Source organism: Qipengyuania pelagi (genome assembly GCF_009827295.1).
In the GTDB taxonomy this organism is placed as follows: domain Bacteria; phylum Pseudomonadota; class Alphaproteobacteria; order Sphingomonadales; family Sphingomonadaceae; genus Qipengyuania; species Qipengyuania pelagi.
The window spans coordinates 1,782,601-1,809,135 of the sequence record NZ_WTYD01000001.1; the positions used below are offsets into that span (position 1 = coordinate 1,782,601).

Here is a 26,535-nt window from a genome sequence, read left to right on the forward strand (position 1 = left end):
GAGTATCATGCGTTTTATCGATCACGTCATTTCCGGCCACAGCGGTGGGGCAGACGGCAGCGGCAGCGGCCGCACCCATAAGGTCTGGAACCCGTCCACCGGCGAAGTCCAGGCCGAGGTGCCGCTGGGCGATGCCGCCCTGCTCGCGAAAGCTGTCGAGACGGCGAAAAAGGTCCAGCCCGAATGGGCCGCCACCAATCCCCAACGCCGCGCCCGCGTCATGTTTGAGTTCAAGCGGCTGGTCGAAGAGAACAAGCAGGCACTCGCCGAACTGCTCGCCAGCGAGCACGGCAAGGTGGTCGACGACGCGCATGGAGACGTGCAGCGCGGGCTCGAAGTGATCGAATATGCCTGCGGCATTCCGCAGGCGCTGAAGGGCGAATACACGCAAGGCGCCGGACCTGGGATCGACGTCTATTCGATGCGCCAGCCGCTCGGCATCGGGGCGGGCATCACCCCGTTCAACTTCCCGGCCATGATCCCGATGTGGATGTTCGGCATGGCGATCGCGGCGGGCAACGCCTTCATCCTGAAACCCAGCGAGCGCGATCCGAGCGTGCCTGTGCGCCTCGCCGAACTGTTCGTGGAAGCCGGCGCGCCCGAAGGCCTTTTACAGGTCGTCCATGGCGACAAGGAGATGGTCGATGCGATCATCGACCATCAGGATATCGCCGCGATCAGCTTCGTCGGATCGTCCGACATCGCGCAATATATCTATTCGCGCGGCACCGCGAACGGCAAGCGCGTCCAGGCATTCGGTGGCGCCAAGAACCACGGCATCGTGATGCCCGACGCGGATCTCGACCAGGTGGTGAACGATCTGGCGGGCGCTGCCTTCGGCTCGGCGGGCGAGCGCTGCATGGCGCTGCCGGTCGTGGTTCCGGTGGGCGAGGATACGGCCGATCGCCTGCGCGAGAAACTGATCCCCGCGATCAACGCCCTGCGCGTCGGCGTCTCGACCGACAAGGACGCGCATTATGGCCCAGTGGTCACGCCCGAACACAAGGCGCGGATCGAAAAGTGGATCGACACCGCCGAAAAGGAAGGCGCCGAAGTCGTGATCGACGGGCGCGGCTTCTCCTTGCAGGGGCATGAGGACGGCTTCTTCGTCGGCCCGACCTTGCTCGACCGCGTGACCACGAAGATGGAAAGCTACAAGGAAGAGATTTTCGGCCCCGTCCTCCAGATCGTGCGCGCCAAGGATTTCGAAGAGGCGGTGCGCCTGCCCAGCGAGCATCAATACGGGAATGGCGTCGCCATCTTCACGCGGAACGGCCATGCCGCGCGTGAATTTGCGCACCGGGTCAATGTCGGCATGGTCGGCATCAACGTGCCGATCCCGGTTCCGGTCAGCTATCACAGCTTCGGCGGGTGGAAGCGTTCGGGCTTCGGCGATATCGACCAGTACGGGCAGGAAGGCCTGCGGTTCTGGACCAAGACCAAGAAGGTCACCCAGCGCTGGCCCGATGGCGGCGGCGATGGATCGAACGCCTTCGTCATCCCGACCATGGGGTAAGGTGAAGCGGGAAACACCGAAAGGGCGGTGCGTTGGCAGTGGCATGAGGACCCTTGCCCGTCTTGCGCCCGCCCTTTCGGTGATTGCGATGCTCTCCGCCTGCTCCGATGCGGATGCGGATGCGGACCGTGCTGACGATGCGCGAGCGCCCGCTGACCCGGTGGCAACCGCGTCGGCTATCCCGGTCGAACCCGATGGCGGAATCGGTGACGGCGCGGGTCCTCCGATGGCAGTGGCCGACACGATACCGGCGCGTTTTCGCGGCGTCTGGGACAATGCGGAAGGGACCTGCGCCCCGGCATCCGATCTCAGGATGGATATCCGCGCCGAAGAGATCGAATTCTACGAATCGCTTGGCGAGGTCACGTCAGTCGAAACGGAAGGCCCCGACAGCATCGTCGTCTCGCTCGCGATGGCTGGCGAAGGCGAGACCTGGACCGTCACCAGCCGCTATGTGCTTAGCGACGACGGCGCGATCCTGACGCCCTACGAGACCGAAACCAATCCGCGGTATCAGCCCATTCCCCGCAAGAGGTGCCCATCATGACCCGATTTGCCGTCCCTATCCTCGCCTCGTCACTCGCTCTTGCCGGGTGCGCGAGCGTTCCCGGCCCCATCGAGGATCGAGAAGCCGGAACCACCGGCGGAACGTGCACCGCCCAGCCCGCCCAGCGTTTCATCGGCCAGACCGCGAGTTCGGAGACCGGCGCCGCGATCCTCGCCGCAACCGGCGCGCAGGCACTACGCTGGGGGCCGCCGGATTCCGTCTTCACCATGGATTTCCGCCAGGACCGGGTGAATGTGATGTATGACGCCCAGCTGCGCATCACCGAAATCCGCTGTGGGTAGAGGGGAGTAGACAGTTGGCCCATAGTGGCCCGCCCCTTCCCCCGCCCGCATGACGGCGCTAGAGCCCCGCGCATGACAGGACAATTCCAGCTTACCGAAGACCAGCTCGCGATCCAGGACATGGCGCAGCGCTTCACCGCCGACAATATCACCCCCCATGCCGGGGAGTGGGACCAGACCAGCCATTTCCCCATCGACGTGATCAAGCAGACCGCCGAACTCGGCTTCGGCGCGATCTATGTCAGCGAGGAATCGGGCGGCATCGGCCTCGGGCGGCTTGAAGCTGCGCTGATCATGGAGGCGATGGCCTATGGCTGCCCCACGACCAGCGCCTTCATCTCGATCCACAATATGGCGAGCTGGATGATCGACCAGTTCGGCGGCCAGCACGTCAAGGACAAGTATCTCCCCGACCTCGTCACGATGGACAGGATCGCGAGCTATGCGCTGACCGAACCCGGCAGCGGATCGGACGCGGCGGGCCTCAAGACCAGCGCGGTGCGGGACGGCGATCATTACGTCCTCAACGGCACCAAGCAGTTCATCTCCGGCGCGGGCTATAACGACGTCTATGTCGCCATGGTCCGCACCGGCGAGCACAAGACCAAGGGCATCACCTGCCTCGTCATCGACAAGGACACGCCGGGCGTCAGCTTCGGCAAGCCGGAAAAGAAGCTCGGCTGGAACGCCTCGCCCACCGCGCAGGTGATCTTCGAGGATGCGCGCGTACCGGTCGAAAACCGCGTCGGCGACGAGGGTGAGGGTTTCCGCTTCGCCATGATGGGCCTCGATGGCGGGCGGCTGAATATCGGCGCCTGCTCGCTGGGCGGGGCGCAGCGCTGCCTCGACGAAGCGGTCAAATATACGAAAGAGCGCCAGCAATTCGGCCAGCAGATCGCCGAATTCCAGAACACCCAGTTCATGCTCGCCGACATGGCGACCGAATTGGAGGCCTCGCGCGCCCTGCTCTATCTCGCCGCCGCCAAGGTGACCGACAACGCGCCCGACAAGTCGCGCTTCTCCGCCATGGCCAAGCGGCTCGCCACCGACAATGGCAGCAAGATCGTGAACGATGCGCTGCAATTGTTCGGCGGCTACGGCTATCTCAAGGAATACCCGATCGAACGCTTCTGGCGCGATCTGCGCGTGCATTCGATCCTGGAAGGCACCAATCAGGTCATGCGCATGATCGTGGGCCGGGACCTGCTGCGGCAGTAGAGACATATGACAGACGACATCTTGATCCACACCCATGGCCGGGTCGGCCATATCTCCCTGAACCGCCCCAAGGCGCTGCACGCGCTGACGCTCGACATGTGCCACGCGATGAGCGCGGCGCTGGCGAAATGGGCGGACGACGATGCGATCGAGGCGGTGATCCTCGACCATGCCGAAGGGCGCGGGTTCTGCGCGGGCGGCGACATCAATTTGCTGCGGGAAAGCGCACTCAACGATGGGGGGACAAGCGGGCGCAACTTCTTCCACGACGAATACCAGCTCAACCACCAGATGATGACCTACGGCAAGCCGATCGTGGCTTTCATGGACGGGGTCACCATGGGTGGCGGGGTCGGCATCGCGCTGCCCTGCAAATACCGCGTCGCGACCGAGAATACGCGCTTCGCCATGCCGGAAACGGGCATCGGCCTGTTTCCCGATGTCGGCGGCGGCTGGCATCTCTCGCGGCTCGGCGGGCGGCTCGGCCAGTTCCTGGCGCTGACCGGCGCGCGCCTCGACGGAGCGGAATGCCTGTGGGCGGGTCTCGCCACGCATTACCTGCCCAGCGAGATGATCGCGGAAGCCAAGGCGCGTATCCTCGACAAGCCGGGGCGGATCGCGGGCGTGCTCAGCGAAATGGTCGGCAGCCCGCCCAAGGCGCGGATCGAGGAGAATGCCGACAAGATCGCGCGCCATTTCGCCTCCGACGATTACGAGGACGTCCTCGCCAGTCTCGAAGCGGCGGACACCGACTGGGCGCGCAAGGAGCGCGACACGCTCGGCACCAAGAGTCCGCAGACCTGCAAGGTGGCGCTGCGCCAGCTGAAGGAAAGCGCCGATCTCACCGATTTCGCCGACAATATGCGGATGGAATACCGCATCGCCAGCCGCGTGCTGGTGCGACCCGATTTCGCTGAAGGCGTACGCGCGGTGATCGTCGACAAGACCAACGATCCCAAATGGAACCCGCCCACGCCCGAGGAAGTGAGCGAGGAGCTGCTCGACAGCATCTTCGCCCCGCTGCCCGACGGCGAGGAGTGGACGCCTCTATGATCCTCCCCGCACCGGGGAGGGGGACCACCGAAGGTGGTGGAGGGGCACCGCCGCCGTAACCCGGGCGGATTGCTCGCCTGCTCCTCAATGCGAGCGGAGCGAAGCAACCCAGAGCGTATCGAGCGCCTGCCCTGGATTGCCGCGCGGCTGCGCCGCCCGCAATGACGAATGGAGAGTTTGAAATGGCCGATTACGAAACCATCACCGTCGAAACCGACGCGCAGGGCAATGCCGGCGTCACCCTCATTACGCTCAACCGCCCCAAGGCGCTGAATGCGCTGAACTCGCAGGTTCTGAACGATCTGATCGAGGCGTTCGCTGCCTATCAGGCCGACGAGACGCAGCTGTGCGCTGTCCTCACCGGATCGGGTGAAAAGGCCTTCGCGGCGGGCGCGGACATCAAGGAGATGAGCGAGAAGGCAGCGGCCGACTTCTACCTCCAGGATTTCTTCGCCCCCTGGACCAGCGAGATCGTGAAGAAGACGCGCAAGCCCTGGATCGCGGCGGTGAACGGCTTTGCCTTGGGCGGCGGATGCGAGCTGGCCATGATGGCCGATTTCATCATCGCGAGCGAGAACGCCAAGTTCGGCCAGCCCGAAATCAATCTCGGCGTCGCGCCCGGCATGGGCGGATCGCAGCGCCTGACCAAGGCGATCGGCAAGTCCAAGGCGATGGAAATGTGCCTGACGGGCCGGATGATGGGCGCCGAAGAGGCGGAGCGCAGCAATCTGGTGGTGCGCGTGGTGCCGCATGACGAGCTGCTGGGCGACGCGCTCAAGACCGCGGCGACCATCGCCAGCAAGCCGCCCATGGCCGCGATCGCCAACAAGGAAATGGTCAACGCCGCCTTCGAAACTTCACTCGATCAGGGCCTGATCGTGGAACGCCGCATCTTCCAGATCCTCGCCGCGAGCGAGGACAAGAAGGAGGGCATGGCGGCCTTCGTGGAGAAGCGCGAAGGTAAGTGGAAGGGGCGGTAAAACAAACCCCTCCCCTGAAGGGGAGCGGAGGAGCCGCGAAGCGGCGGAGGGGTGGGGAATGGCATGGAGCAAGCCTCGATTGACATCCCCCACCCCAACCCCTCCCCTGAAGGGGAGGGGCTTAGTGGAGAGAGAACATGAAAATCGCCTTTATCGGCCTCGGCAATATGGGCGGCGGAATGGCCGCGAACCTCGTGAAGGCGGGGCACTCGGTGCACGCCTTCGACCTCAGCGCTGACGCGCTCGACGCCGCGAAGACGAATGGCTGCACACCCTTCACCGATGCGGGCGAGGCCTGTGCGGAGGTCGAGGCGGTCGTCACCATGCTGCCCAATGGCGGGATCGTGAAGTCGGTCTATGAGGGCAGCGTCATCGGCACCGCACCGGCTGGCGCGGTGCTGCTCGACTGTTCGACCATTGACGTCGCCACCGCGAAGGAGACGATCGCGGCCGCCGAAAACGCAGGCTATGCCATGGTCGATGCGCCGGTTTCCGGCGGGATCGCGGCGGCGAATGGCGGTACGCTGACCTTCATGGTCGGCGGAAGCGAGGAAGCGTTCGAGCGCGCGAAACCCGTGCTCGAAGCCATGGGCAAGGCCGTGATCCACGCAGGCGATGCGGGAGCTGGGCAGACGGCGAAGATCTGCAACAATATGCTCCTCGCCATCACCATGATCGGCACGTCCGAAGCGATGAAGATGGCCGAGAAATTGGGCCTTGATCCGCAGAAATTCTACGAAATCTCGTCGCAATCCTCGGGCTATAACTGGTCGCTCAACGCCTACACCCCGCTACCCGGCGTGGGCGTCGAGAGCCCGGCGGACAAGGACTATCAGGGCGGCTTCGCCACCGCGCTGATGCTCAAGGATCTGCGGCTCGCGATGGAGGCAGCCGAAAATTCCGATGCCCCCGTGCCGCTGGGTGCGCGCGCCGCCTCGCTTTACGAGGATTTCGCGGGCGCGGGCAATGGCGGGCTCGATTTCTCGGCGATTATCAAGACCTACAAGTAATTCCACCACCGTCATTGCGAGCGACCGCAAGGTCGCGCGGCAATCCAGGGCAATTCACGAACACCCTGGATTGCCGCGGAGACTTTGTCTCCTCGCAATGACGATCAGGCATGGATCGCGGCGAGGATCGCTTCGAGCCATTCGCGCGGGGCGCGACGCCTGCCGATATCGGCGACGAATTCCTGCCCGCGCGCGACGCTCTTTAGCCGCTTGCCGGGCAGCCAGCGATCCGCGCGATCATGATAGCTCAACCCTCCGGGCTTGAGCCAGCCCGGTCGATTCCACAGGGTCAGCGGGCCTTCCGGGACCGTCAGGCGCAGCACATCGCACGCCGTCCGCGCCACGCGCCCCGGCCCGCGATAGATCGTGTCGTTCCTCCCGTGCATGGCGAGCGCGTGCGGATGGCCGAGCGCGACGAGATCGCCGGGCACGTTTTCCGCCAGCGAGATCATCTCCTCGATCTTCAGATAGCCGAAGATGCGGTGGTGCGGCGCCTCGCCGTCCCTGCGGAACAGGCCGAAGAACAGGAACACGTCGCCCTGCCCCACGCCCTGGTTGGCCAGATGGGTCTGCGCGGCACCGACCTGTCCGAAGGCGCAGGTGCCGTCATCGAGGAACATCGGATCGTGATGGCACAAATCCTCCGGCCCGACCCTGCCCCGGCTGGCGCGCGAGGCGTGGTCGCCCAGCCCGAGATCGCGATAGCTGGTGCGCGAAGCCACGCCCGCCGGGATCGGCAGGCTGAGCGGAAATCCGCCGTTCGGGCCATCCACGATCGGCGAGGGTCCGCCGCCCGATCCGCTGTCGAACCCCTTGCGGCTGAAGACGATCCTCATGCCGCGCCGCGCGTCAGCGGCCCCCGACCTCGCTTCGGACCGCGCGGCCGCCCGGCGCCAGCTCGCCCTGCCAGGCCAGCAACGGCTTCCTCGCCGCCTGCGTTTCGTCGAGACGACGGCGCGGCGCGTAATGCGGGGCGCTCTTCATGCTTTCATCGCCCGCGATCGCGCGTTCGGCCACGCTGCGCAGTGCCATGATGAACTGGTCGAGCGCGGCCTTGCTCTCGGTCTCGGTCGGTTCGACCAGCATCGCGCCGTGGACGACGAGCGGGAAATACATCGTCATCGGATGATACCCCTCGTCGATCAGCGCCTTGGCGAGATCGAGAGTCGAGAGACCTTCGGCAAAGCCCTTATCGCCGAACAGCGCCTCGTGCATACACGGCCCGCTATGCGCGAAGGGCGCGTGCAGCAGGTCTTCGAGGCTGCGCAGCACGTAATTGGCGTTGAGCACGGCGTCTTCGGCGACCTGCCGCAACCCGTCCGCGCCGTGGCTGAGGATGTAGGTCAGCGCGCGGGTGAACATGCCCATCTGGCCGTGAAAGGCGGTCATCCGCCCGAAGCTCTGCATCTTGCCGCCGAAATGCTCTTCGGAGAAGCTGTCGGCGTCCTCTTCCTCGACCAGATGCACCACGCCATCCGCCGTGCGTGCGGTATAGGGGAGCGGTGCGAAGGGGCTGAGCGCTTCGGACAGCACCACCGGACCCGAACCCGGCCCGCCCCCGCCATGGGGCGTCGAAAAGGTCTTGTGGAGGTTGATGTGCATCGCATCGACGCCGAGGTCGCCGGGGCGCACCCGGCCGACGATGGCGTTGAAATTGGCCCCGTCGCAATAGACGTAACCACCCGCTGCATGGACCGCGTCGGAAATCGCCTTCATGTCCCGCTCGAACAGGCCGCAGGTGTTGGGATTGGTGATCATCACCCCCGCCACGTCCGGTCCGAGCCGCGCCTTCAGGGCTTCGAGATCGACGCGCCCTTCGCTGGTCGCCGGGATATCCTCCACCCGGTAACCCGCAAAGGCGGCCGTGGCGGGATTGGTCCCGTGCGCGCTTTCGGGCACGAGGATGACCTCGCGCGCATCGCCCTTGGCTTCCAGCGCGGCGCGGATGCAGAGGATGCCGCACAATTCGCCATGCGCGCCCGCTTTGGGGCTCATCGCGACGCCGTGCATTCCGGTCAGCGTGATCAGCCAGTGCGCCAATTCGTTGACCACTTCGAGCGCGCCGCGCACGGTATCGACCGGCTGCAAGGGGTGGACATCGGCGAAACCGGGCATTCGCGCGACCTTTTCGTTGAGGCGCGGATTGTGCTTCATCGTGCAGCTGCCGAGCGGAAACAGGCCCAGATCGATGGCGTAGTTCTGGCGGCTGAGGCGCGTGTAATGGCGCACGGTTTCCGGCTCGGTCAGGCCGGGCAGGCCGATCGGTTCGGAGCGGGCGAGATCGCCGAGGCGGCTCGAAAGCCCCTCCTCTTCAGGGGAGGGGTTGGGGTGGGGGCTGTCATCAGACGAAGCGCCTCTGTCGTTACAGGCCCCACCCCCGGCCCCTCCCCTAAAGGGGAGGGGAGACGCGAAATCGACGCCGGTCGTGTCGGGGCCACCGATTTCGAAGATCAACGGCTCTTCCAGCATCAGCGCGCGATTACCGGTGACGGTGTCGGGGCCGCTGACGGCGTTATGGCCTTCGACCGGAGTGCCTGGCTTCCAGCCGGACTTGTTGGGCGCGTTCATGACAGGGCTCCTTCCAGAGCGGAGGCGAGCGTTTCGATATCCTCCTCGGTGGTGGTCTCGGTCACCGCGACCAGCAGACCGTCCGCCAGCGCGTCATTGCCGGGGAACAGCCGCCCGAGCGAGACGCCCGCCAGCACGCCGTCTTCGGCCAGCTTGCGCACGACGGCGCGCGCATCCTGTCCGATCCGCACCGTGAACTCGTTGAAGAAATTGTCGTTCAGCACGCTCACCCCCGGCACCTTGGCCAGACGATCGGCGGCGATGCAGGCGAGGCGGTGGTTTTCCGCCGCAAGCGCGCGCAGGCCCTTCTCTCCCAGCAGCGTCATATGCACGCTGAAGGCGAGCGCGCAGAGGCCCGAATTGGTGCAGATATTGCTCGTCGCCTTCTCGCGCCGGATATGCTGTTCGCGGGTCGAGAGCGTGAGGACGAAGCCGCGCTTGCCCTCCGCATCCACCGTTTCTCCGCACAGGCGACCCGGCATCTGGCGGACATGCTTGGGATCGCGCACGGCGAAGAGGCCCAGATACGGCCCGCCGAACTGGAGGCCGACGCCGATCGCCTGGCCTTCGCCCACGACGATGTCCGCGCCCTGCTCGCCCGGCGATTTCACCGCGCCCAGCGCCACCGGCTCGGTATTGAGGACGACCAGCAGCGCGCCTTTCTCATGCGCCGCGTCCGCGATCTCCTGAAGGTTCGGCAGACGACCGAGGATGTCGGGATATTGCACGACGACGCAGCTCGTCTTGTCGTCGATCCGCGCGATCAGGCCCTGATTGTCGGGCGCGGATTGCAGAGCAGGCTCGGCCCCCGCGATCGCGTCCTCGGTGAACTTCGCCATGGTGCGCACGACCTCGGCGTAATGGGGGTGCAGGGCGCCCGAGAGCACCACGCGATCGCGCTTGGTGATGCGCGCCGCCATCGCCACCGCTTCCCAGCAGGCGGTCGACCCGTCATACATCGATGCGTTCGCCACCGCGCAGCCATAGAGGCGCGCGACCTGGCTCTGGAATTCGAACAGCATCTGCAACGTGCCCTGCGCGATTTCCGGCTGGTAGGGCGTGTAGGCGGTCAGGAATTCCCCGCGCTGGATGATGTGATCGACGCTGGCCGGAACGTGGTGGCGATAGGCCCCGGCCCCGAGGAAGAACGGCGCGTCCGCTGCGGCGAGGTTCTTCTTCGAGAGCCGCCGCATATGCTTTTCGACCGCCATTTCGCTGGCATGCATCGGCAGGCCGTGGATCGGGCCGGTGAGGCGCGCCTCTTCGGGGACGTCCACGAACAGATCGTCGATCGACGAGGCGCCGACTTTTTCGAGCATCGCACCGCGATCGGCGTCGGTCAGGGGTAGGTAGCGCATGGTTACTCCTAAGGCCCCCTCCCGCATCGGGAGGGGGAAGCAGGCTCACAGCCCGTCGCAGAAGCTCTTATAGGCGGCTTCGTCCATCAGACCGTCCAGCTCGCCCTTGTCGGCGATGGTCAGCTTGAAGAACCAGCCATCGGCTTCGGGCGAGGAATTGACCAGCGCCGGGTCCTCGTCGAGCGCCTGGTTCGCTTCGGTCACTTCGCCGGTGATGGGCGCATAGACATCGCTTGCCGCCTTGACGCTTTCGACCACGGCGGCGTCCTTGCCCTTCGCAACCTGCGCTCCCGTATCGGGCAGTTCGACGAACACTATGTCGCCCAATTGCTCCTGCGCGTAATCGGTGATCCCAACGGTTGCGATGTCGCCATCGACATCGATCCATTCGTGTTCTTCGGTGAAATAACGGGCCATCGGTCAGTTTCCTCTGTGATAGCGATGGGGGACGAAGGGGAGCTTGGCGACCTTAGCGGGCAGTCGCTTGTTACGAACCTCGACGGTGAGTTCGGTTCCCTCACCTGCATGATCGCTCATGACATAGCCCATGGCGATCGGGTGGCCGAGCGTGGGCGAGAAGCCGCCGCTGGTGACGCGGCCGACCGCATCCTCGCCGTGATAGATCACCGCACCCTCGCGCGCGGGCAGGCGGCCTTCGAGGACGAGGCCCACGCGCTTGTCGGCGCAGCCATCGGCCAGTTTCACCGCGCAGGCGGAGTGGCCCATCCAGCCGCCGCTCTCGCGCCGCGTCTTGGTCAGCGCGAAGGTGAGGTCGGCGGTAACGGGGTCGATATCGGCGGTGAGGTCGTGCCCATAGAGCGGCAGGCCCGCTTCGAGGCGCAGCGAATCGCGCGCGCCCAGGCCCGCCGGGCGCACCTCGATCTCCGCGCAGAGGCGATTGGCGAGCGATTCGACGAATTCCGCAGGAACCGAGATTTCGAACCCGTCCTCGCCCGTATAGCCCGCGCGCGTGATCCGCAGCGGCCATTCGCCGAACTGGTAAAGGGTCGATTGCATGAAGACGAGATCATCGGGCACGCCGCGCATCACCCGCCCCAGCGCCGTCGCCGCCTTGGGGCCCTGAAGGGCGATCAGCGCCTGATCGTCCATATGGGTCAGCGTGACATCGTCCGACAAATGTTCGCGCAAATGGGCGATATCATCCCACTTCATCGCGCCGTTAACGACGACGTAATAGGCCGGTTCGCCCCAATGGCCTTCGGTGCCAGCTTCTTCGTCGCCCTTGATCCAGGGGGTGGCGTTGGTGACCATCAGATCGTCGAGGATGCCGCCCTCGTCATTGAGCAGCAGCGAATAGCGCACCCGGCCCGGCTTCAGCGAGGCGATGGCGCCCGGCAGCAGCTTTTCCAGTTCCGCAGCCGCATTCTCGCCCGTGACCATCAGCTGGCCCATATGGCTGACATCGAACAGGCCCGCCTGGTCGCGCGTCCAGTCATGCTCGGCGACGATGCCGCCGCCCTGTTCCTTGTTGTACTGGATCGGCATCTGATAGCCCGCGAAGGGCACCATGCGCGCGCCCTTCTGGCGGTGCCAGGCATCCAGCGGCAGCATCTCGGTGGTTTCGGGCGTATCGCCGGTGTCGTCGCTCATATCAGGCCCCGCAAGCATGGTGGCGCCGCAAACGGCGCAATCGAAATCCATGCCCCCTCTGTCGGGAAACCTGAGAGCTTAGCCGGCCATGACGGTTGCCCGTGACAGCTGGCATTCCCCTTCGGTGGCCGCCAGCGGTTCGCACCGCGAGCAACGCTTTCCAGAGTGTCGAGGGCCCGCGCGGTCCCTTTGCCTGAGAGTTTCCGGGGCGGTTGCTCCTTCGGCGCCGCCGGGCCGACCGGAACCGGCCTGCCCCGCGAGCTCTCCCGCGCGCGCCCGCCACAGAATCGCTTCCGCAGCAGACCGCTATCCGGTGGACGTTTCGCGCACGCCGGTCAATCGGCAAACGGCGCGGATCGGCGCTTTTGCTCAGGTCAGAGGGCTTACGCGTTGAGCCACAGGAGATAGAGCGCCGACAGCACGATCCACGCCCCGTCCAGCGTCTTCAACCGCTTCGCGCCCAGCCACAAGGCGACAGGCCGCGCCAAGAAGCCGCCCAGCATGGCGGCGGGCGCCGCGAGCAGGACGACCTCCCACTGGATCGTGCCCGCTTCGATATGCCACACGGCTCCGGCGATCACGCTGACGGCCGAGATCACGCAGGCCGCCCCAGTGCACAGCAGCACGGGATAATGGCGGATGAAGAGATAGAGCGCCACCAGCTCACCCACGCCGACCGAGAACAGCGCCGTGATCGGGCCACCAACGAGGCCGATAGCGACCAGCACGAACAGATCGCCCCCTGCTAACCGATCGCGCTCCTGCCGCCGCGCATTCACCGTCCAGGTCGCGAGGATGAGAGCGCTGCCGAGCAGGATGGAAAAGCCCTTATAGGCGAGCAGGACCGCGTGCTGGTCGAGGCTGGCGAGCCGCTGGGTCAGCAGCATTCCGGGGAGCGACAGCGCCAGGACACACAGGACGACGCGCGCGAAATCCCGTATCCTCACGCTTGCTTCGAAAGCGCCCGGCTCCGGCTGGTGCAGCAGCCGGTCGGTCCAGCGCAGCGCCCCCATGCTCATTCCGAAGCTCTGGATCGCCATCGACACGCCGACCACCTGCAAGGGCGCGAGCGCCATCACGTCGAGTTCGCGCAGGGCGTTGAAAACCGGCACGAACACCACGCCGCCGCCCGTCCCCGACGTATTCGCAATGATCGCCCCGACGAGCCCGACTGCGGGCAGGAACCACAGGCTGCCCAGCAAGGCGGGCGAAACCGGGACCAGCAGCCAGAGCGCTGCGTAGGCAAACAGCAGCACCGCGCCGCCGATCAGGACGATGCGGCCGGGCGGCACCCTGCTCAGTCGAGATTGGGCCGCAGCCATCTTTCCGCCGTGGCGAGATCGACTCCGCGCCGCCGCGCGTAATCCTCGAGCTGGTCGCGCCCGATCCGCGCGACGCCGAAATATTCGCTTTCGGGATGTCCGAAATAGAACCCGCTCACCGCCGCGGTCGGCCACATGGCGAAGCTTTCGGTCAGGGTCAGCCCCGCATTCTCCGGCGCGTCGAGCAGATCGAACAGGATCGGCTTCAACGAGTGATCCGGGCAGGCAGGATAGCCGGGCGCCGGGCGGATACCGCGATACTCTTCCTTGATAAGCGCCTGATTGGTCAGCTGTTCGTGCGGCGCATAACCCCACAGATCGGTGCGCACATATTGATGCAGTCGCTCCGCGAAGGCTTCGGCGAAGCGATCGGCCAGCGCCTTCAGGAGGATATCCGAATAATCGTCCTTATCGGCGCGGAAGCGTTCGGAATGCGGATCGATCCCGTGAATGCCGACCGCGAAGCCGCCCATCCAGTCACCCGCCGGATCGATGAAATCGGCAAGGCACATATTGGCCCGCTCGCGCGATTTCTTGACCTGCTGGCGCAGGAAGGGGAGCGTGACATGGCCGCTGTCGAGATGGAGCGTGATGTCGTCGCCATCGCGCGCGCAGGGCCAGAAACCGCAGACGCCGCGCGCGGTCAGCCATTTCTCCGCGATGATCCGGTCGAGCATCGCATTGGCATCGGCGAACAATTGCGTCGCCGTCTCGCCCACCACCTCGTCGTCCAGGATCTTGGGATAGGTCCCGTGCAGTTCCCAAGCGCGGAAGAACGGGGTCCAGTCGATATAGTCGCGCAATTCCGCGAGATCCCAATCGGGAAAGACGTGACGCCCCGGCTGGAGCGGGGGCGCGGCCTTGTCCGACAGATAGATGTCGAAGAAATTGGCGCGCGCCTCTTCGAGCGACAGCAGGACGCTTTTCGACTGGCCTTCGCGCGCCTTCCTGACCTTGACGTATTCGCCCGCCGTGTCGGTGACGAAATCGTCGCGCTGGGTGTCCGACAGAAGCCGGCTCGCGACGCCGACGGCGCGGCTGGCATCGAGGACGTGGATCACCGGGCCTTCATAGGCCGGATCGATCCGCAGCGCCGTGTGCACCTTGCTCGTGGTCGCCCCGCCGATCAGCAGCGGCATGGTCATCTTCGCGGACTGCATTTCCTGCGCCACAGTCACCATTTCGTCCAGCGACGGGGTGATGAGGCCCGACAGCCCGATCATGTCGGCCTGGTTCTCGTTCGCCGCCGCGAGAATCTGCGACCAGGGCACCATGACGCCCAGATCGACCACCTCGTACCCGTTGCACTGCAACACCACGCCGACGATGTTCTTGCCGATATCGTGGACGTCGCCCTTTACCGTGGCCATGATGATGGTGCCCTTGGCCTTGGCGCCCGGTTCCTTGCTCGCCTCGATGAAGGGGATGAGGTGCGCGACCGCTTTCTTCATCACGCGCGCCGATTTGACGACCTGCGGCAGGAACATCTTGCCCGATCCGAACAGGTCGCCGACGACGTTCATCCCGTCCATCAGCGGGCCTTCGATGACCTCGATGGGCCGCGCGAATTGCTGCCGCGCTTCCTCGGTATCGGCGACGACATGCGCGTCGATGCCCTTGACCAGCGCGTGCTCCAGCCGGCGCTTCACGTCCCAGCCGCGCCATTCCTCCGCCGCCTTCTCGTCCGCCGCACTCTTGCTGCGATAGCTTTCGGCAAGGTCGATCAGACGTTCGGTCGCGTCCTTACGGCGCATGAGGATCACGTCCTCGCACGCCTCGCGCAGTTCCGGGTCGATCTGGTCGTAAACGTCGAGCTGACCGGCATTCACGATCGCCATGTCGAGCCCGGCGGGGATCGCGTGATAGAGGAAGACCGAATGCATCGCGCGGCGCACGGTCTCGTTGCCGCGAAAGCTGAAGCTCAGATTGGACAGGCCGCCGCTGGTCTTCGCCTTGGGGCAGCGGCGCTTGATTTCGGCCACTGCTTCGAGGAAATCGAGGCCATACCGGTCATGCTCCTCGATCCCCGTGGCGACCGCGAAGATGTTGGGATCGAAGATGATATCCTCGGGCGGGAAGCCTATCCCGACGAGCAGGTCATAGGCGCGCGAACAGATTTCGACCTTGCGCGCCTTGGTATCGGCCTGTCCCGTTTCGTCGAACGCCATGACCACGACCGCCGCCCCATAATCGCGACAGATACGAGCGTGTTCGAGGAAGGGCTCCTCGCCCTCCTTCATCGAGATCGAATTGACGATCGGCTTGCCGCTGACGCATTTCAGACCTGCCTCGATCACGTCGAATTTGGAGCTGTCGATCATCACCGGCACGCGTGCGATATCGGGCTCGGCGGCGATCAGCTTGAGAAAAGTGGTCATCGCCTGCTTCGCGTCGAGCAGGCCCTCGTCCATATTGATGTCGATGATCTGCGCGCCGTTCTCGACCTGCTCGCGCGCGACCTCCACGGCTGGTTCATAATCGCCCGCCATGATCAGCTTCTTGAAGCGCGCCGATCCGGTGACATTGGTGCGCTCGCCGATATTGACGAAGCGGGCGGTGGTAAGATCGCTCATGGAATGCTCAGACCTGTTCGAGATCGCGCGCCAGCACGACGTCGTCATAAAGAGTGCCGCCGACATCGAAGCGGCGCGTTGCGATCTGGCGGAAGCCGTGCTTCGCATAGAAGCCGATCGCGCGGTGATTGTCGTCCTTCACGCCCAGCAGCAGGCGCGAATGCTCCGCTGCTCCGGCGATGACGCTCGCCAGCAAGCGCGCTGCCGTATCGCCGCCATGAAAGCGGGAGAGAAGGTAGATTTTCTTGAGCTCGATATCGCCCGGTCCCGAAGCGTCGAGTTCCGGCGCAGTCAGCATCGCATAGCCGACCGGCGCGCCGTCGAGTTCCGCCAGCCAAGCTCGCGCACCGCCTGCCAATCGCTCGCGCAGGTGATCGACCGCGTGATGGCGCGCGCAGTGCGTCACCAGCGCCTCGCCATCGATCATGCCGGCAAAGGTTTCGAGGAAAGTCGCATCGGCCACCAGCGACAGGCGCGCCGCATCCCCCGCGCTCGCTTCGCGAATGGCGATATCGGGTCGGGCGGTTGCGCTCATGCCGCTCCGATCACGCCGCGATCGTAAAGGGTTCGAGCCCGGCGAGCTGCATATCGGCCTCGACCTCAGGCACGGTGCGCGGCGTCACGCCTTCGACCGCGCGCGCCATCGCCGCGATGTGATCGGGCGTCGATCCGCAGCAGCCGCCCAGCGCGTTGATGCGCCTGTTCTCGGCCCATACGCGCGTCAGCGATGCGGTCGTCTCGGGCAGTTCGTCATATTCGCCGAGATCGTTGGGGAGGCCTGCATTGGGATAGGCCATCAGATAGGTGTCGGCGATATCGGACAGCAGCTGGACATGCGGGCGCAGCTGTTCCGCGCCGAAGCTGCAATTCAGCCCGATCGTCAGCGGCTTGGCGTGGCGCACGGTATACCAGAACGCCTCCACAGTATGGCCCGACAGGTTGCGGCCCGACAGGTCGGTCAGCGTCAGCGAGATCATCAGCGGGATATCGGTACCGAGTTCGCGTTCGAGCTGCTTGACCGCCATGATCGCGGCCTTGCAATTCAGCGTGTCGAACACCGTCTCGATCAGGATGAAATCCGCCCCGCCCTCGATCAGGGCGGCGCATTGTTCGCGGTAGACATCGACGATGGTGTCGAAATCGACCTCGCGAAAGCCGGGGTCCTCGACATCGGGGGAGAGCGAAAGCGTCTTGTTGGTCGGCCCCACCGCGCCCGCGACGAAGCGGGGGATGCCGTCCTTCGCGCTCCGCTCGTCGACCGCCTCGCGGATGATGCGCGCGGCGGACACGTTGATGTCACGCACCAGCCCTTCCGCGCCGTAATCGGCCTGGCTGATGCGATTGGCGTTGAAGGTGTTGGTGGCGAGGATATGCGCGCCCGCATCGATATAGCTGTCGCAGATCTTTCGGATGACCTGCGGCTGGGTCAGATTGACGAGATCGTTATTGCCCTTCTGGTCATGATTCAGCCCGGTATCGCCCGCATAATCCTCGGGCGAGAGCTTCGCGCGCTGGATTTCGGTGCCGTAGGGGCCGTCCTTGATCAGGATGCGCGCCTTGGCGGCCGTTTCGAAGTCTTCGCGTTTGGTCATGTGTCGGCTTTCGGGCGCAGGCCGAGCATATGGCAGATGGCATAGCTCAGCTCGGCGCGGTTGAGAGTGTAGAAATGGAACTGGCGCACGCCGCCCGCATAGAGACGACGGCAGAGTTCGGCGGCGATGGTGGCGCTGACCAGCTGGCGCGCTTCGGGTTTTTCATCGAGGCCTTCGAACAGCCCCTCCATCCAGTGCGGGATCGCCGTGCCGCACAGGCCGGACATCTTCTGTACCGCGGCGAAGCTCATCACCGGCATGATGCCCGGCACGATCTCCCCCTCGATCCCCGCCGCCGCCGCGCGGTCGCGAAAATCGAAGAAACATTCCGGCTCGAAGAAGAATTGCGTGATCGCGCGCGTCGCGCCCGCGTCGAACTTGGCCTTGAGATTGTCGAGATCCGCCTGGCGATCTTTCGAATCGGGATGCATCTCGGGATAGGCGGCGGCCGAAATCTCGAAATCGCCGACCTTCTTCAATCCCTTGATGAGATCGACCGCGTTCTCGTAGCCGCCGGGATGGGGCGCATAACCCGCCTCGCTATCGGGCGCATCGCCGCGCAGGGCGACGATATGGCGGATGCCCTCCTCCCAGTAATGCCGGGCCACCGCATCGACCTCCTCGCGCGTCGCGGCGACGCAGGTGAGGTGGGCAGCGGCGGGAATCTGGGCCTCGTTCTGAATGCGGACGACCTGTTCGTGCGTGCGCTCGCGCGTCGACCCGCCCGCGCCATAGGTCACCGATACGAAACGCGGATCGAGCGGCTTCAGCGTCTCGACACTCTGCCACAGCGTTTCGGCCATCTTCTCGCTCTTGGGCGGGAAGAATTCGAAGCTGACCTCGATATCGCCAACAAGGTCGGAAAACATCGGCGCTTCCAGAGCGCGCTGCGCTTCGCGCATCTGATCGAGCGTGGGGCTCATGACGCCGCCGCCGTTCTGGCGGGCAGGTTTTCGTCCGCCGCGAGGGCTATCCATATCTTGACCACCAGGGTTCCTCCGTCGAGCGATAGGGGGGGCTGCTGCGCCAGTCCCGCATCCGTCAGCAGCGTCTGCATCTGCGCATCCGAGAATCCGAGGCGGGCATGGGCGTGGCGTTCGCGCAATTCCTCGTGCCGATGGGCCGCGAAATCGACGATCGCGACCTTGCCGCCGGGCCTCAGGACCCGCGCGGCCTCGGCGATGGCGAGCGCGGGGTCCTGCGCGAAATGCAGCACCTGATGGAACAGGACCGTGTCGAAACTCGCATCGTTGAAGGGCAGCTGGGCGAAATCGCCCTGCACCAGCTCGACCCGCTCGGTCGGAAGATGCTGCAATTTGGCACGCGCGACGCGTAGCATGGCGAGGCTCTTATCGAGCGCGACGATCCGCTCGGCGGAGCGTGCGAACAGCTCCGCCATCCGGCCCGTCCCCGTCCCGATATCGAGCAGGCGACCGAGCGGATAATCGCCCAGCGCCGCGGCCAGGGCGTGTTCCACCTGTTCGTCCGAACTGTGGAGGCGGCGAACCTCGTCCCAATCCTCGGCATGATCGGCGAAGTAGGACGCCGCCTCTTTCTCGCGGGCGGTACGGATCTGTGCCAATTGGCGCCGGTCCTGCTCGCAGGCCGCGCCGAAATCGCGATCCTCGCCCTCGCAGGCTTCGAGCAGCTCTTCGATCCTTCCGCCGACGGCGTCCGACGCATCGCCCCCATGGCGCGCCCGCAAGAAGACCCAGCTCCCTTCCTTGCGCCGTTCGACCAGACCGGCGGCACTGAGGATGCCGACATGGCGCGATACGCGCGGCTGGCTCTGACCGAGGACCTGCGCGACCTCCCCCACCGACAATTCCATCGAGCCGAGCAGGCGCATGATACGAAGGCGCGTCCCGTCCGCCAGAGCCCGAAAGATCGCCTCGATATCCATCACTCGCAATATAAAGATATCTGCAAGTGTGTAAATTGCCTTTCTGGCAACGCTCATGCGTCGAGGCAAGGCTCCCTTTCGCTATCCCGAATGGAGAGAAAACCGGATGTTAACCGCTGTTCGTCAAACCATCCGCACCTGTTCCGGGCCCGCCATAGATCGCGCGGGCCTCATGTTGCGGAGATATCGGCTTGCAATCTCGGCCGACCTTTACGGTTTTCTCCCGCCTTCTATCGGCGGGTGGCTGAGCCATGCCGCTATCCGTCGCTCTGCGCTCCAATCTGCTGCGCTTCGTCGAAGACCTTTTGGCGCATATGACCGTCGCGGAAAAGCGCGGCCAGCTTCAAACCGAAGAGCTGTCTTCCTTCGCCGACCGGCCTGACCGGGTCGAGGACACGCTGGTCGAAAAGCTACGCGCCGGGCGGGTGGGGACGATCGTCGGGCCGCGCTCGCGCGAGGAAGCCCGACAGTTGCAGCGCATCGCCATCGAACAGACGAGGATCGGCATCCCGCTGCTGTTCGCTGCGCCGATCGACGAAGCGGCCTGGCCATCGCCGCTTGCCATGGCCGCGAGCTGGAGCCCCGAAGCGGTCGAGGCGGTCGCACGCCGAACGGCGGAGGCGGCCAGTGAAAGGGGCCTGACTTGGCTCGCGACGCCTCCCTTCCTCCTCGCAGGTGCAATCAGGGGTCGTGGCTATTCGGGCGAATCGCCCTTTCTCGCGCAGTCGATACGCGATGCCGTTGTGCGCGGCCTGTCTGGGCGGGACTTCGGTTCCGATCTGGCGGACGAAGGCCATGCGCTGGCCCTGCTGCGAACCGACCCTCCCTCCCAATCCGGTCCGCGATTGACGTCGGACAGACCACCCTTCGCGACGAGCGACCTCTTTGCGGGCCGGGATTTTGCCGACTGGCATTCGGGCACCGACACGAATTCGGAAAAGCTCGACGATGCGGTGCGGCGTATCCTGCTTGCCAAGGCGCAGCTCGGCCTGTTCCGTGATCCCTATAACCGCCTCGACGCAGCGAAACCCGCCGGATCGGAAACGGGGGATGCCGAGCGCATCGTTCTAGCGCGCAAGTCCATGGTGCTCCTGCGCAACGAAGGCAGCACCCTGCCCCTGCCCGAACAGGCCGAGACGGTGCTGTGCGTGGATTGCGGCGACGGTCTCGCCGATACTGTCTCCAGCGCGCTCGGTACGGCGGGGGTGTCGGCACGCAAGCTTTCGGGCCTCGCCTTGCGGCAGGACGCAATCGATGCGCCGACCGCCCTTTTTGCCGCCGACGGGATGGCGATCGGGATCGCGTCCGACGCCGCCTCGCGCGCCCAGACGGTGCTGGTCTGCATCGGCGATGCCCTTTGCGTGGAGGGGACAGGCCTACCGCGCCTGGGTGAGGCGGCAAGCGCCCTGCTCTCCGCGCTTGTCCACGCCAACAGTCGCTGCGTACTGCTTGCCGCCACGGCGCGCCCGCTCGATCCGGCGTGCCTGCCAGAGCGCCTCGCAGGACATCTCCAGACCTGGCGACCGACCCGCGGCTTTGCCGAGGCGCTGGGCGCGATCGTGACGGGGAAGGCGGCACCGAGCGGAAGGCTGCCCCTGTCGCTCGGTCAGGCGGACGAACCCCATGCCTGCCCCTTCGGCCACGGTTTGAGCTATGGTGCGCTTCGGCAGACGGATCTCTCGCTCGAATTCGGCAGCGACCGGGTCTCCGTACAGGTGAAGCTGCACAATCCCCACTCCCACGCCGTCATCGATATCATCCAGCTCTATGTCCGCACTCCGGGTGCGCCCGCGCGCGATCTGCGCGCTTTTCAGCATGTCGAGGTTCCCGCCGGGAGCATTCTGGATATCCGCTTCGAACTGGGGGTCGAGGAGCTGGGGCAGGCGGACGGTCTCGCGCCCCAGCGGGTCGCTGCGGGCCGTCACGCGATCTTCGTCGGACGCGACGCGATCAACGGCCAGCGCGGCGAGATCGACATTCCGGTGGACCTCGCCCGGGCGATGTCCGTGCCTGCCGCGCTGCGCGATACACCGGGTTCGGGAGCCAGTCGCAGCGCCTAAATCTGTTCGTGGCGCCCGCTTCTATTCGTGACGTAGCGCGTCGATCGGATCGAGCTTGCTCGCGCGATGCGCCGGGTAATATCCGAAGATCACGCCCATGATCGCGCTGAAGACGAAGCTGACGATATTGACTACCGGATCGAACAGGAACGGCAGGTCGATCGCGTTCGCGAGCGACATCGACAGGCCGAGCGCCAGCAGGATGCCGAGCAGCCCGCCGAAACAGCACAGCACCACCGCTTCGGTCAGGAATTGCATCCTCACCTCCTTCGCCAGGGCCCCGATGGCGAGGCGGATGCCGATCTCGCGCGTGCGCTCCGTCACGCTGACCAACATGATGTTCATGATCCCGATCCCACCGACCAGAAGGCTGATCGCCGCGATCACCGTGACGACCGCCGTCATCGTGCCGGTGACGTTGTTGACCGTCTCGTTGATGTCGGCGGTATCGACGATGTTGAAATCGTTGTTCTCGCCTTCCTGGATCACGCGGCGTTCGCGCAAGAGATCGATCAATTGCTGCTGGATCGAGGAATTGGTGTAGGAATCGTCGTATTTCACCACGAAGAACTGGACGTTGCCCGCCCCGGTAAAGCGGCGCTGGACGGTCTTCAGCGGCATGAAGACGACATCGTTCGCGTCCTGCCCCCCGCCCCCGCCGGATGACCGCTCGCCGACCGTGCCGATCACCTGGCAGCTGACATTGCCGATCCGCATCTGTTCACCCAGCACCTCGCCCTCGACGAAGATCTCGTCGACCACCTTGGTGCCGAGAATGCAGACCGCCTCGCCGCTTTCGACCTCCTGCGCGTTGAAGCCGCGGCCCTCCTCGACGTCGATCGATTGCGCGGCGAAGAAAGCGGGATCGGCGCCCTGGACGCTGGTGCGCCAGTCCTGCCCGTTGTGAAAGGCGGTCGCACCCGTCTGCGCCGTACCCGCCGCGCTCACCACGCCCGGAATCTGCCGCTCGACCGCGCGGATGTCGGCATCCTCGAAGGGCGGCGGAGCGCGTCCCTCGACGCTTTCGGGGAAAACGATGAAGACGTTGGAACCAAGGCCGGCGATATCTTCCTGCACATCGGCGGTCAGGCCCCGCCCCAGCGTGACCATGGTGATGACCGCCGCGACGCCGATGATGATGCCGAGCGTCGTCAGGAAGCTGCGCAGCAAATGCCGCCGGATCTCGCGAAAGGCCAAGAGCAAGGTCGCGCCGAACATCCGCAGCCTCATGTCACGCCCTCGCGGCCAGCCCGCGCCCCGGCCCGCACTCCGGTTTCGCTGCGTTCGACCAACCCGTCGCGGAAATGGACGATGGTGCGCGCATAGGCCGCCATCTCCTCTTCGTGAGTCACCATCAGCACGGTGATCCCCGTATCGCTGAGGCCGCTCAGCAGCTCCATGATCTCGACCGAGCGTTCGGTGTCGAGATTGCCCGTCGGCTCGTCCGCCAGCAGCACGTCGGGATCGGTCACGAGCGCGCGGGCGATGGCGACGCGCTGCTGCTGGCCGCCCGACAATTCGGCGGGCGTATGGCTGGCCCAGGGAAGCAGCCCCACCTTGTCGAGCGAGCGTTCCGCCGCCTCGCGCCGCGCCTTCTTGGTCTCGCCGCGATAGAGCAGCGGGAGCTCGACGTTTTCGAGCGCGCTGGTGCGGGCGAGCAGGTTGAAGCCCTGGAACACGAAACCGAGATAGCGGCGTCGCAACATACTGCGCTGGTCGCGCGACAGGGATTGGACCTCGACCCCGCGAAACCGGAACGTCCCGCTGGTCGGCGTGTCGAGGCAACCGAGAATGTTCATCGTCGTCGACTTACCCGAACCGGACGGACCCATGACGGCGACGAAATCCCCGCGCGCGATCGCCAGGTCGACGCCCTTCAGCGCCTGGAACGCCGCCGCTCCGGTGCCGAAGGTCTTGGTGATCCCTTCCAGTTCGATGATCGGTGCATCGGTCACGCGATTATCCGCCGTACCTCACTGCGGGCCGGCCGCCCCTCACTGCGGCCCCGCCGCTATGCCGGTGACGACCTTCATGCCGCGCTTCAATTCCTCCGATGCGACCACGGTGAAGCGCCCGTCGCTCTGCCCGGTGACGACCTCGATTCCCCGCAGGGAGCCGTCGCTTTCCACGACATAGACCGTCTGGCGGCTACCGATCCCGATGCCGGCTTCGGTTTCCTGATTGAGCCCGATATTCGGATTGCCGAAGATGCCGCCGCCTTCGTCCTCGCTCTCGGGCTCGAAGCGCAGCGCGGCGTTGGGGACGAGCAGGCGGTTGCCGGTGCTCTGCGTCGCGATCGTGGCGGTCGCGGTCATGCCGGGCCGCAACAGCCCCTGCGGATTGTCGACCGTCAGGCGCGCTTCGTAGCTGACGACGGACTGGCCCTGCTGCGCGCTTTGCTGCTGCTGGGTCTGGGCGACCGTGTTGGAGGCGAGATCGACTCTTTCGACCAGCGCGGGGAAGCGCCGCCCCGGATAGGCATCGACCGTGAAGGCCGCACGCTGGCCCTCTTCGACCTGGCCGACATCGGCCTCGTCCAGATTGACCCGCAACTGCATGGTCGCGAGATTCTCGGCGATCACGAACAGGGTCGGCGTGTTGAAGCTGGCGGCGACCGTCTGGCCCGGCTCGACCTGGCGGGCGAGCACCACGCCCGAAACCGGCGCGCGGATCACGGCGCGCTGCGACTGGGTCTGCGCGGTCGAAAGCTGCGCTTCGACCGCAGACGCATTGGCGCGGGCCGATGCCACCGCCGCCTGGCCGCGCCTGACGGCGGCGATCGCCTGCTCCAGTTCCGCATCGGAAGGAACGCGCCCGCCCGACAGGCGCTCGACCTCGCGCAGGCGTTCGAGCTGGGCGCTGTCTGCCGACAACGTCGCCTGTGCCTGCGCGATCTGGGCGCGCGCGGCGTTGAGGCTGGCGCGGTTCTGGTCGATCTGGTCCTGAATCACGTCGGTGTTGATGACGGCCAGCACCTGGCCCCGCACCACCTGATCGTTCACATCGACCAGAATGCGGTCGATCCGCCCGGAAATTTCCGATCCCACCTCGACCTGATTGGTCGGGCGCAGATTGCCCGTCGCCGTCACGGTCAGATCGAGCGAGCGCGACGCGACCTCGGCGGTGACGTAATTGGGTTTCGGATCCTCGCCCATGCAGCGCGAGAGGGCGAACAGGAGCAGGATCAATAGGATGATGCCCGCCCAGACCCGCTTGCGCTTGTACCATTTGCGCGGCTTGCCCGTGTCGAGATAGCTCTCGATGTCCTGCTCGGGAGACACGCTCGCGGGCGGGGTCGCGGTTTCGGGATCGCTCATTCGGCTGTCCTAGCTTGGCCTGGTGCCGCATAGGTTGCGGGCAGGGGAAAATCGTAATCGCTCGCGCGCCAGCCGCCGCCCAGCGCCTGAGTCAGGCGGATGAAGGCGGTGGCCCGGTCCGCCTGCGCACTCACCAATTGGTTGCGCGCGGACAGGAGCTGGTTTTCGACCACCAGCAGGCGCTGAAAATCGGTCAGGCCCGCTTCGTACTGATTGCGCGCGAGGAAAGCGGAATTGTTCGCCGCATCGAGGGCTTCTTCGGTGATCGCCACCCGCTCGTCGGCAGTGCGCTGATCGACGGCGGCGGTCTCGACCTCTTCGAGCGCCGAAAGCACCGTCCGCTCGTAAGAGGCGAGCGAAGCGCGCGCCGCCGCCTCCGCACTGTCGATCCGAGCCCCCGTCCGCCCGCCGTCGAAGATCAGCTGGGTAAGCCCTGCGAACAGATTGCCGGTGATGATATCGAACAACCCGCCGAGCGAGGTCGCGCCCGTGGCGATCGTCCCGCTGATCCGCGCTGCGGGCAGCAGATCGGTACGCGCCACGCTGATGCGGGCCGCAGCGGCGATCAGGTCCGCTTCCGCGGCGCGCAGGTCCGGGCGCTGGCGCAAGACTTCGGCGGGCGCGGCGAAGCCGGACGCGGCGGGCGGGATCGGCACTGGCTGCGGCTCGCTCTCGGTCAACGCCTCAAAAGTCCGCCCCGGCGCCTCGCCGATCAGCGTGGCGATCGCATTGGCGCTGGCGACGAGATTGCTTTCGAGAAGCGGGATCGTGGCGGCGGTCTGCGCCCGCTGGGCCCGCGCCTGCTCGACGTCGAGGCTGGAGACCAGCCCCGCCTGATTGCGCCAGCGCGCGAGCTGGAGATTGTCGTCCTGGAACACCAAGGTGGAGCGCGCGATGGCGAGCTGTTCGGCAAACGCGCGGGCCTGCACGGTCTGGATCGCGACCTGGCCCACGATCAAGCGCTGCACGTCCGCCAGCGAATAGCCCGCCCCGGCCAGGTCGGCGCGGCTGGCATCGACCTGGCGCGAGATGCGCCCGAAAAGGTCCGCTTCCCACGCGACATCCGCGCCCACGCTGAGATCGAATTCTTCGCGCGCGAAATCGCCGACATCGCGGCTGACCCCCGCCCTGCCCGAAACGCTGGGCAGATAGCCCGCCCGCGCCAGCCTCAATCCGGCGCGCGCCTGGTCGAGCCGCGCGATCCCCAACGCGATGTCCCGATTCTCGACGATCGCCTGACGCACGAAACTGTCAAGCAACGGATCGCCCAGCGCGGTCCAGTATTCGGACAGATCCACAGGGACCGCCGCCGCTTCGGAAAAGGCCCAATCGGGGGGGACCGCAACGCCCGCCTCCTCGACCTCGAGGTTACGCGCGCCGCCCAAAGTCGCGCAGCCGCCTAAAATCGCACAGCCGGCCAGCGCGGTGAACGCCAGCGTACCGATGCGGCAAAACCTGCCTGCCCCCTTCGTCAAACGAACGTGCCCCCCAATTCGAGCCCTTTCTCTCAATCCCGCGCGGCTTGCGCAAGCCTTAACCCGTTCGTTACCGATCCCATTTGTCGCAAGGAATCTCCCTTTCCTCTGCGAGCAGGCCATTCGGTTC

At 65.6% G+C, this 26,535-nt stretch carries 23 protein-coding genes and 1 riboswitch; of the genes, 8 read left to right on the top strand and 15 right to left on the bottom strand.

Annotation, left to right across the window (positions count from 1 at the left end; genetic code table 11):
- The first annotated feature begins 7 nt into the window (after positions 1-7).
- The 7 genes from GRI47_RS08820 to mmsB all read left to right on the top strand — a co-directional run bounded on the left by GRI47_RS08820 (position 8) and on the right by mmsB (position 6,626).
- Positions 8-1,516: a CoA-acylating methylmalonate-semialdehyde dehydrogenase gene (locus tag GRI47_RS08820; RefSeq protein WP_160660889.1), complete on the top strand. Its 1,509-nt coding sequence runs from the start codon at positions 8-10 to the stop codon at positions 1,514-1,516.
- A gap of 43 nt (positions 1,517-1,559) precedes the next feature.
- A complete protein-coding gene (locus GRI47_RS14805) occupies positions 1,560-2,063 on the top strand; it encodes a hypothetical protein (protein WP_202387217.1) in 504 nt (167 codons plus the stop codon).
- Positions 2,060-2,365: an I78 family peptidase inhibitor gene (locus tag GRI47_RS08825; RefSeq protein ID WP_160660890.1), complete on the top strand. Its 306-nt coding sequence runs from the start codon at positions 2,060-2,062 to the stop codon at positions 2,363-2,365. The genes GRI47_RS14805 and GRI47_RS08825 overlap by 4 nt, the downstream gene beginning before the upstream one ends.
- 72 nt (positions 2,366-2,437) lie before the next feature.
- Positions 2,438-3,583, top strand: a complete 1,146-nt coding sequence (locus GRI47_RS08830) for an acyl-CoA dehydrogenase family protein (RefSeq protein WP_160660891.1) — start codon at positions 2,438-2,440, stop codon at positions 3,581-3,583.
- Between the two features lie 6 nt (positions 3,584-3,589).
- Positions 3,590-4,636 carry an enoyl-CoA hydratase/isomerase family protein gene (locus GRI47_RS08835; RefSeq protein ID WP_160660892.1) on the top strand — a complete coding sequence of 349 codons (1,047 nt, stop codon included), beginning with the start codon at positions 3,590-3,592 and terminating at the stop codon, positions 4,634-4,636.
- 182 nt (positions 4,637-4,818) lie between these two features.
- On the top strand, positions 4,819-5,616 hold the full coding sequence (locus GRI47_RS08840; protein ID WP_160660893.1) for an enoyl-CoA hydratase-related protein: 798 nt from the start codon (positions 4,819-4,821) through the stop codon (positions 5,614-5,616).
- A 137-nt stretch (positions 5,617-5,753) separates the two neighbouring features.
- A complete protein-coding gene (mmsB, locus tag GRI47_RS08845; protein ID WP_160660894.1) occupies positions 5,754-6,626 on the top strand; it encodes a 3-hydroxyisobutyrate dehydrogenase in 873 nt (290 codons plus the stop codon).
- A 104-nt stretch (positions 6,627-6,730) separates the two neighbouring features.
- Here mmsB and GRI47_RS08850 read toward each other — a convergent pair whose 3' ends face one another.
- From GRI47_RS08850 to GRI47_RS08900, 11 genes are all read right to left on the bottom strand, one after another.
- Entirely contained in the window at positions 6,731-7,462 is a 732-nt protein-coding gene (locus GRI47_RS08850; protein WP_160660895.1) for an Nmad3 family putative nucleotide modification protein, read from the bottom strand.
- A gap of 13 nt (positions 7,463-7,475) precedes the next feature.
- Complete coding sequence (gene gcvPB, locus GRI47_RS08855; RefSeq protein ID WP_160660896.1) at positions 7,476-9,194, bottom strand: aminomethyl-transferring glycine dehydrogenase subunit GcvPB; 1,719 nt, start codon at positions 9,192-9,194, stop codon at positions 7,476-7,478.
- Positions 9,191-10,552: an aminomethyl-transferring glycine dehydrogenase subunit GcvPA gene (gene gcvPA / locus GRI47_RS08860; RefSeq protein ID WP_160660897.1), complete on the bottom strand. Its 1,362-nt coding sequence runs from the start codon at positions 10,550-10,552 to the stop codon at positions 9,191-9,193. Before gcvPA ends, gcvPB begins: the two co-directional genes overlap by 4 nt.
- Before the next feature lie 45 nt (positions 10,553-10,597).
- Positions 10,598-10,969 (bottom strand): glycine cleavage system protein GcvH, encoded by a 372-nt coding sequence (gene gcvH, locus GRI47_RS08865; protein WP_160660898.1) that lies wholly within the window; start codon positions 10,967-10,969, stop codon positions 10,598-10,600.
- Positions 10,970-10,972: 3 nt separating this feature from the next.
- Positions 10,973-12,163, bottom strand: coding sequence for a glycine cleavage system aminomethyltransferase GcvT (gene gcvT / locus GRI47_RS08870; RefSeq protein WP_160660899.1), 1,191 nt, complete (start codon positions 12,161-12,163; stop codon positions 10,973-10,975).
- Positions 12,164-12,334: 171 nt separating this feature from the next.
- Positions 12,335-12,442: riboswitch (glycine riboswitch) on the bottom strand.
- Between the two features lie 104 nt (positions 12,443-12,546).
- Complete coding sequence (locus tag GRI47_RS08875) at positions 12,547-13,485, bottom strand: sulfite exporter TauE/SafE family protein (RefSeq protein WP_160660900.1); 939 nt, start codon at positions 13,483-13,485, stop codon at positions 12,547-12,549.
- Positions 13,461-16,058: a methionine synthase gene (gene metH, locus GRI47_RS08880; RefSeq protein WP_160660901.1), complete on the bottom strand. Its 2,598-nt coding sequence runs from the start codon at positions 16,056-16,058 to the stop codon at positions 13,461-13,463. The genes GRI47_RS08875 and metH overlap by 25 nt, the downstream gene beginning before the upstream one ends.
- A 7-nt stretch (positions 16,059-16,065) precedes the next feature.
- Positions 16,066-16,593 (bottom strand): GNAT family N-acetyltransferase, encoded by a 528-nt coding sequence (locus GRI47_RS08885; protein ID WP_160660902.1) that lies wholly within the window; start codon positions 16,591-16,593, stop codon positions 16,066-16,068.
- Between the two features lie 10 nt (positions 16,594-16,603).
- Positions 16,604-17,650: a homocysteine S-methyltransferase family protein gene (locus tag GRI47_RS08890; protein ID WP_160660903.1), complete on the bottom strand. Its 1,047-nt coding sequence runs from the start codon at positions 17,648-17,650 to the stop codon at positions 16,604-16,606.
- On the bottom strand, positions 17,647-18,573 hold the full coding sequence (gene metF, locus GRI47_RS08895; RefSeq protein ID WP_160660904.1) for a methylenetetrahydrofolate reductase [NAD(P)H]: 927 nt from the start codon (positions 18,571-18,573) through the stop codon (positions 17,647-17,649). The genes GRI47_RS08890 and metF overlap by 4 nt, the downstream gene beginning before the upstream one ends.
- Positions 18,570-19,553, bottom strand: a complete 984-nt coding sequence (locus GRI47_RS08900; protein WP_160660905.1) for an ArsR/SmtB family transcription factor — start codon at positions 19,551-19,553, stop codon at positions 18,570-18,572. Before GRI47_RS08900 ends, metF begins: the two co-directional genes overlap by 4 nt.
- Before the next feature lie 251 nt (positions 19,554-19,804).
- On the opposite strand from GRI47_RS08900, the gene GRI47_RS08905 reads away from it, so the two are divergent.
- Complete coding sequence (locus GRI47_RS08905) at positions 19,805-21,613, top strand: glycoside hydrolase family 3 C-terminal domain-containing protein (RefSeq protein ID WP_160660906.1); 1,809 nt, start codon at positions 19,805-19,807, stop codon at positions 21,611-21,613.
- A 21-nt stretch (positions 21,614-21,634) separates the two neighbouring features.
- On the opposite strand, the gene GRI47_RS08910 is transcribed toward GRI47_RS08905, so the two are convergent.
- The 4 genes from GRI47_RS08910 to GRI47_RS08925 are packed head-to-tail and all read right to left on the bottom strand — an operon-like array spanning position 21,635 to position 26,405.
- Complete coding sequence (locus GRI47_RS08910) at positions 21,635-22,831, bottom strand: ABC transporter permease (RefSeq protein WP_160661389.1); 1,197 nt, start codon at positions 22,829-22,831, stop codon at positions 21,635-21,637.
- 8 nt (positions 22,832-22,839) lie between these two features.
- A complete protein-coding gene (locus GRI47_RS08915) occupies positions 22,840-23,568 on the bottom strand; it encodes an ATP-binding cassette domain-containing protein (RefSeq protein ID WP_160660907.1) in 729 nt (242 codons plus the stop codon).
- A 39-nt stretch (positions 23,569-23,607) separates the two neighbouring features.
- The gene (locus tag GRI47_RS08920; protein ID WP_160660908.1) at positions 23,608-24,930 is read right to left on the bottom strand and encodes an efflux RND transporter periplasmic adaptor subunit; all 1,323 of its coding nucleotides are present in this window, start codon (positions 24,928-24,930) and stop codon (positions 23,608-23,610) included.
- Positions 24,927-26,405: an efflux transporter outer membrane subunit gene (locus GRI47_RS08925; RefSeq protein WP_237452653.1), complete on the bottom strand. Its 1,479-nt coding sequence runs from the start codon at positions 26,403-26,405 to the stop codon at positions 24,927-24,929. Before GRI47_RS08925 ends, GRI47_RS08920 begins: the two co-directional genes overlap by 4 nt.
- Between the last annotated feature and the right edge of the window lie 130 nt (positions 26,406-26,535).

What these genes read in the sequence shown, in the direction of transcription:
- GRI47_RS08820 (WP_160660889.1), top strand. Translation starts at nt 8, where the DNA reads ATGCGTTTTATCGATCACGTCATTTCCGGCCACAGCGGTGGGGCAGAC.
- GRI47_RS14805 (WP_202387217.1), top strand. Translation starts at nt 1,560, where the DNA reads ATGAGGACCCTTGCCCGTCTTGCGCCCGCCCTTTCGGTGATTGCGATG.
- GRI47_RS08825 (WP_160660890.1), top strand. Translation starts at nt 2,060, where the DNA reads ATGACCCGATTTGCCGTCCCTATCCTCGCCTCGTCACTCGCTCTTGCC.
- GRI47_RS08830 (WP_160660891.1), top strand. Translation starts at nt 2,438, where the DNA reads ATGACAGGACAATTCCAGCTTACCGAAGACCAGCTCGCGATCCAGGAC.
- GRI47_RS08835 (WP_160660892.1), top strand. Translation starts at nt 3,590, where the DNA reads ATGACAGACGACATCTTGATCCACACCCATGGCCGGGTCGGCCATATC.
- GRI47_RS08840 (WP_160660893.1), top strand. Translation starts at nt 4,819, where the DNA reads ATGGCCGATTACGAAACCATCACCGTCGAAACCGACGCGCAGGGCAAT.
- mmsB (WP_160660894.1), top strand. Translation starts at nt 5,754, where the DNA reads ATGAAAATCGCCTTTATCGGCCTCGGCAATATGGGCGGCGGAATGGCC.
- GRI47_RS08850 (WP_160660895.1), bottom strand. Translation starts at nt 7,462, where the DNA reads ATGAGGATCGTCTTCAGCCGCAAGGGGTTCGACAGCGGATCGGGCGGC.
- gcvPB (WP_160660896.1), bottom strand. Translation starts at nt 9,194, where the DNA reads ATGAACGCGCCCAACAAGTCCGGCTGGAAGCCAGGCACTCCGGTCGAA.
- gcvPA (WP_160660897.1), bottom strand. Translation starts at nt 10,552, where the DNA reads ATGCGCTACCTACCCCTGACCGACGCCGATCGCGGTGCGATGCTCGAA.
- gcvH (WP_160660898.1), bottom strand. Translation starts at nt 10,969, where the DNA reads ATGGCCCGTTATTTCACCGAAGAACACGAATGGATCGATGTCGATGGC.
- gcvT (WP_160660899.1), bottom strand. Translation starts at nt 12,163, where the DNA reads ATGAGCGACGACACCGGCGATACGCCCGAAACCACCGAGATGCTGCCG.
- GRI47_RS08875 (WP_160660900.1), bottom strand. Translation starts at nt 13,485, where the DNA reads ATGGCTGCGGCCCAATCTCGACTGAGCAGGGTGCCGCCCGGCCGCATC.
- metH (WP_160660901.1), bottom strand. Translation starts at nt 16,058, where the DNA reads ATGAGCGATCTTACCACCGCCCGCTTCGTCAATATCGGCGAGCGCACC.
- GRI47_RS08885 (WP_160660902.1), bottom strand. Translation starts at nt 16,593, where the DNA reads ATGAGCGCAACCGCCCGACCCGATATCGCCATTCGCGAAGCGAGCGCG.
- GRI47_RS08890 (WP_160660903.1), bottom strand. Translation starts at nt 17,650, where the DNA reads ATGACCAAACGCGAAGACTTCGAAACGGCCGCCAAGGCGCGCATCCTG.
- metF (WP_160660904.1), bottom strand. Translation starts at nt 18,573, where the DNA reads ATGAGCCCCACGCTCGATCAGATGCGCGAAGCGCAGCGCGCTCTGGAA.
- GRI47_RS08900 (WP_160660905.1), bottom strand. Translation starts at nt 19,553, where the DNA reads ATGGATATCGAGGCGATCTTTCGGGCTCTGGCGGACGGGACGCGCCTT.
- GRI47_RS08905 (WP_160660906.1), top strand. Translation starts at nt 19,805, where the DNA reads ATGCCGCTATCCGTCGCTCTGCGCTCCAATCTGCTGCGCTTCGTCGAA.
- GRI47_RS08910 (WP_160661389.1), bottom strand. Translation starts at nt 22,831, where the DNA reads ATGTTCGGCGCGACCTTGCTCTTGGCCTTTCGCGAGATCCGGCGGCAT.
- GRI47_RS08920 (WP_160660908.1), bottom strand. Translation starts at nt 24,930, where the DNA reads ATGAGCGATCCCGAAACCGCGACCCCGCCCGCGAGCGTGTCTCCCGAG.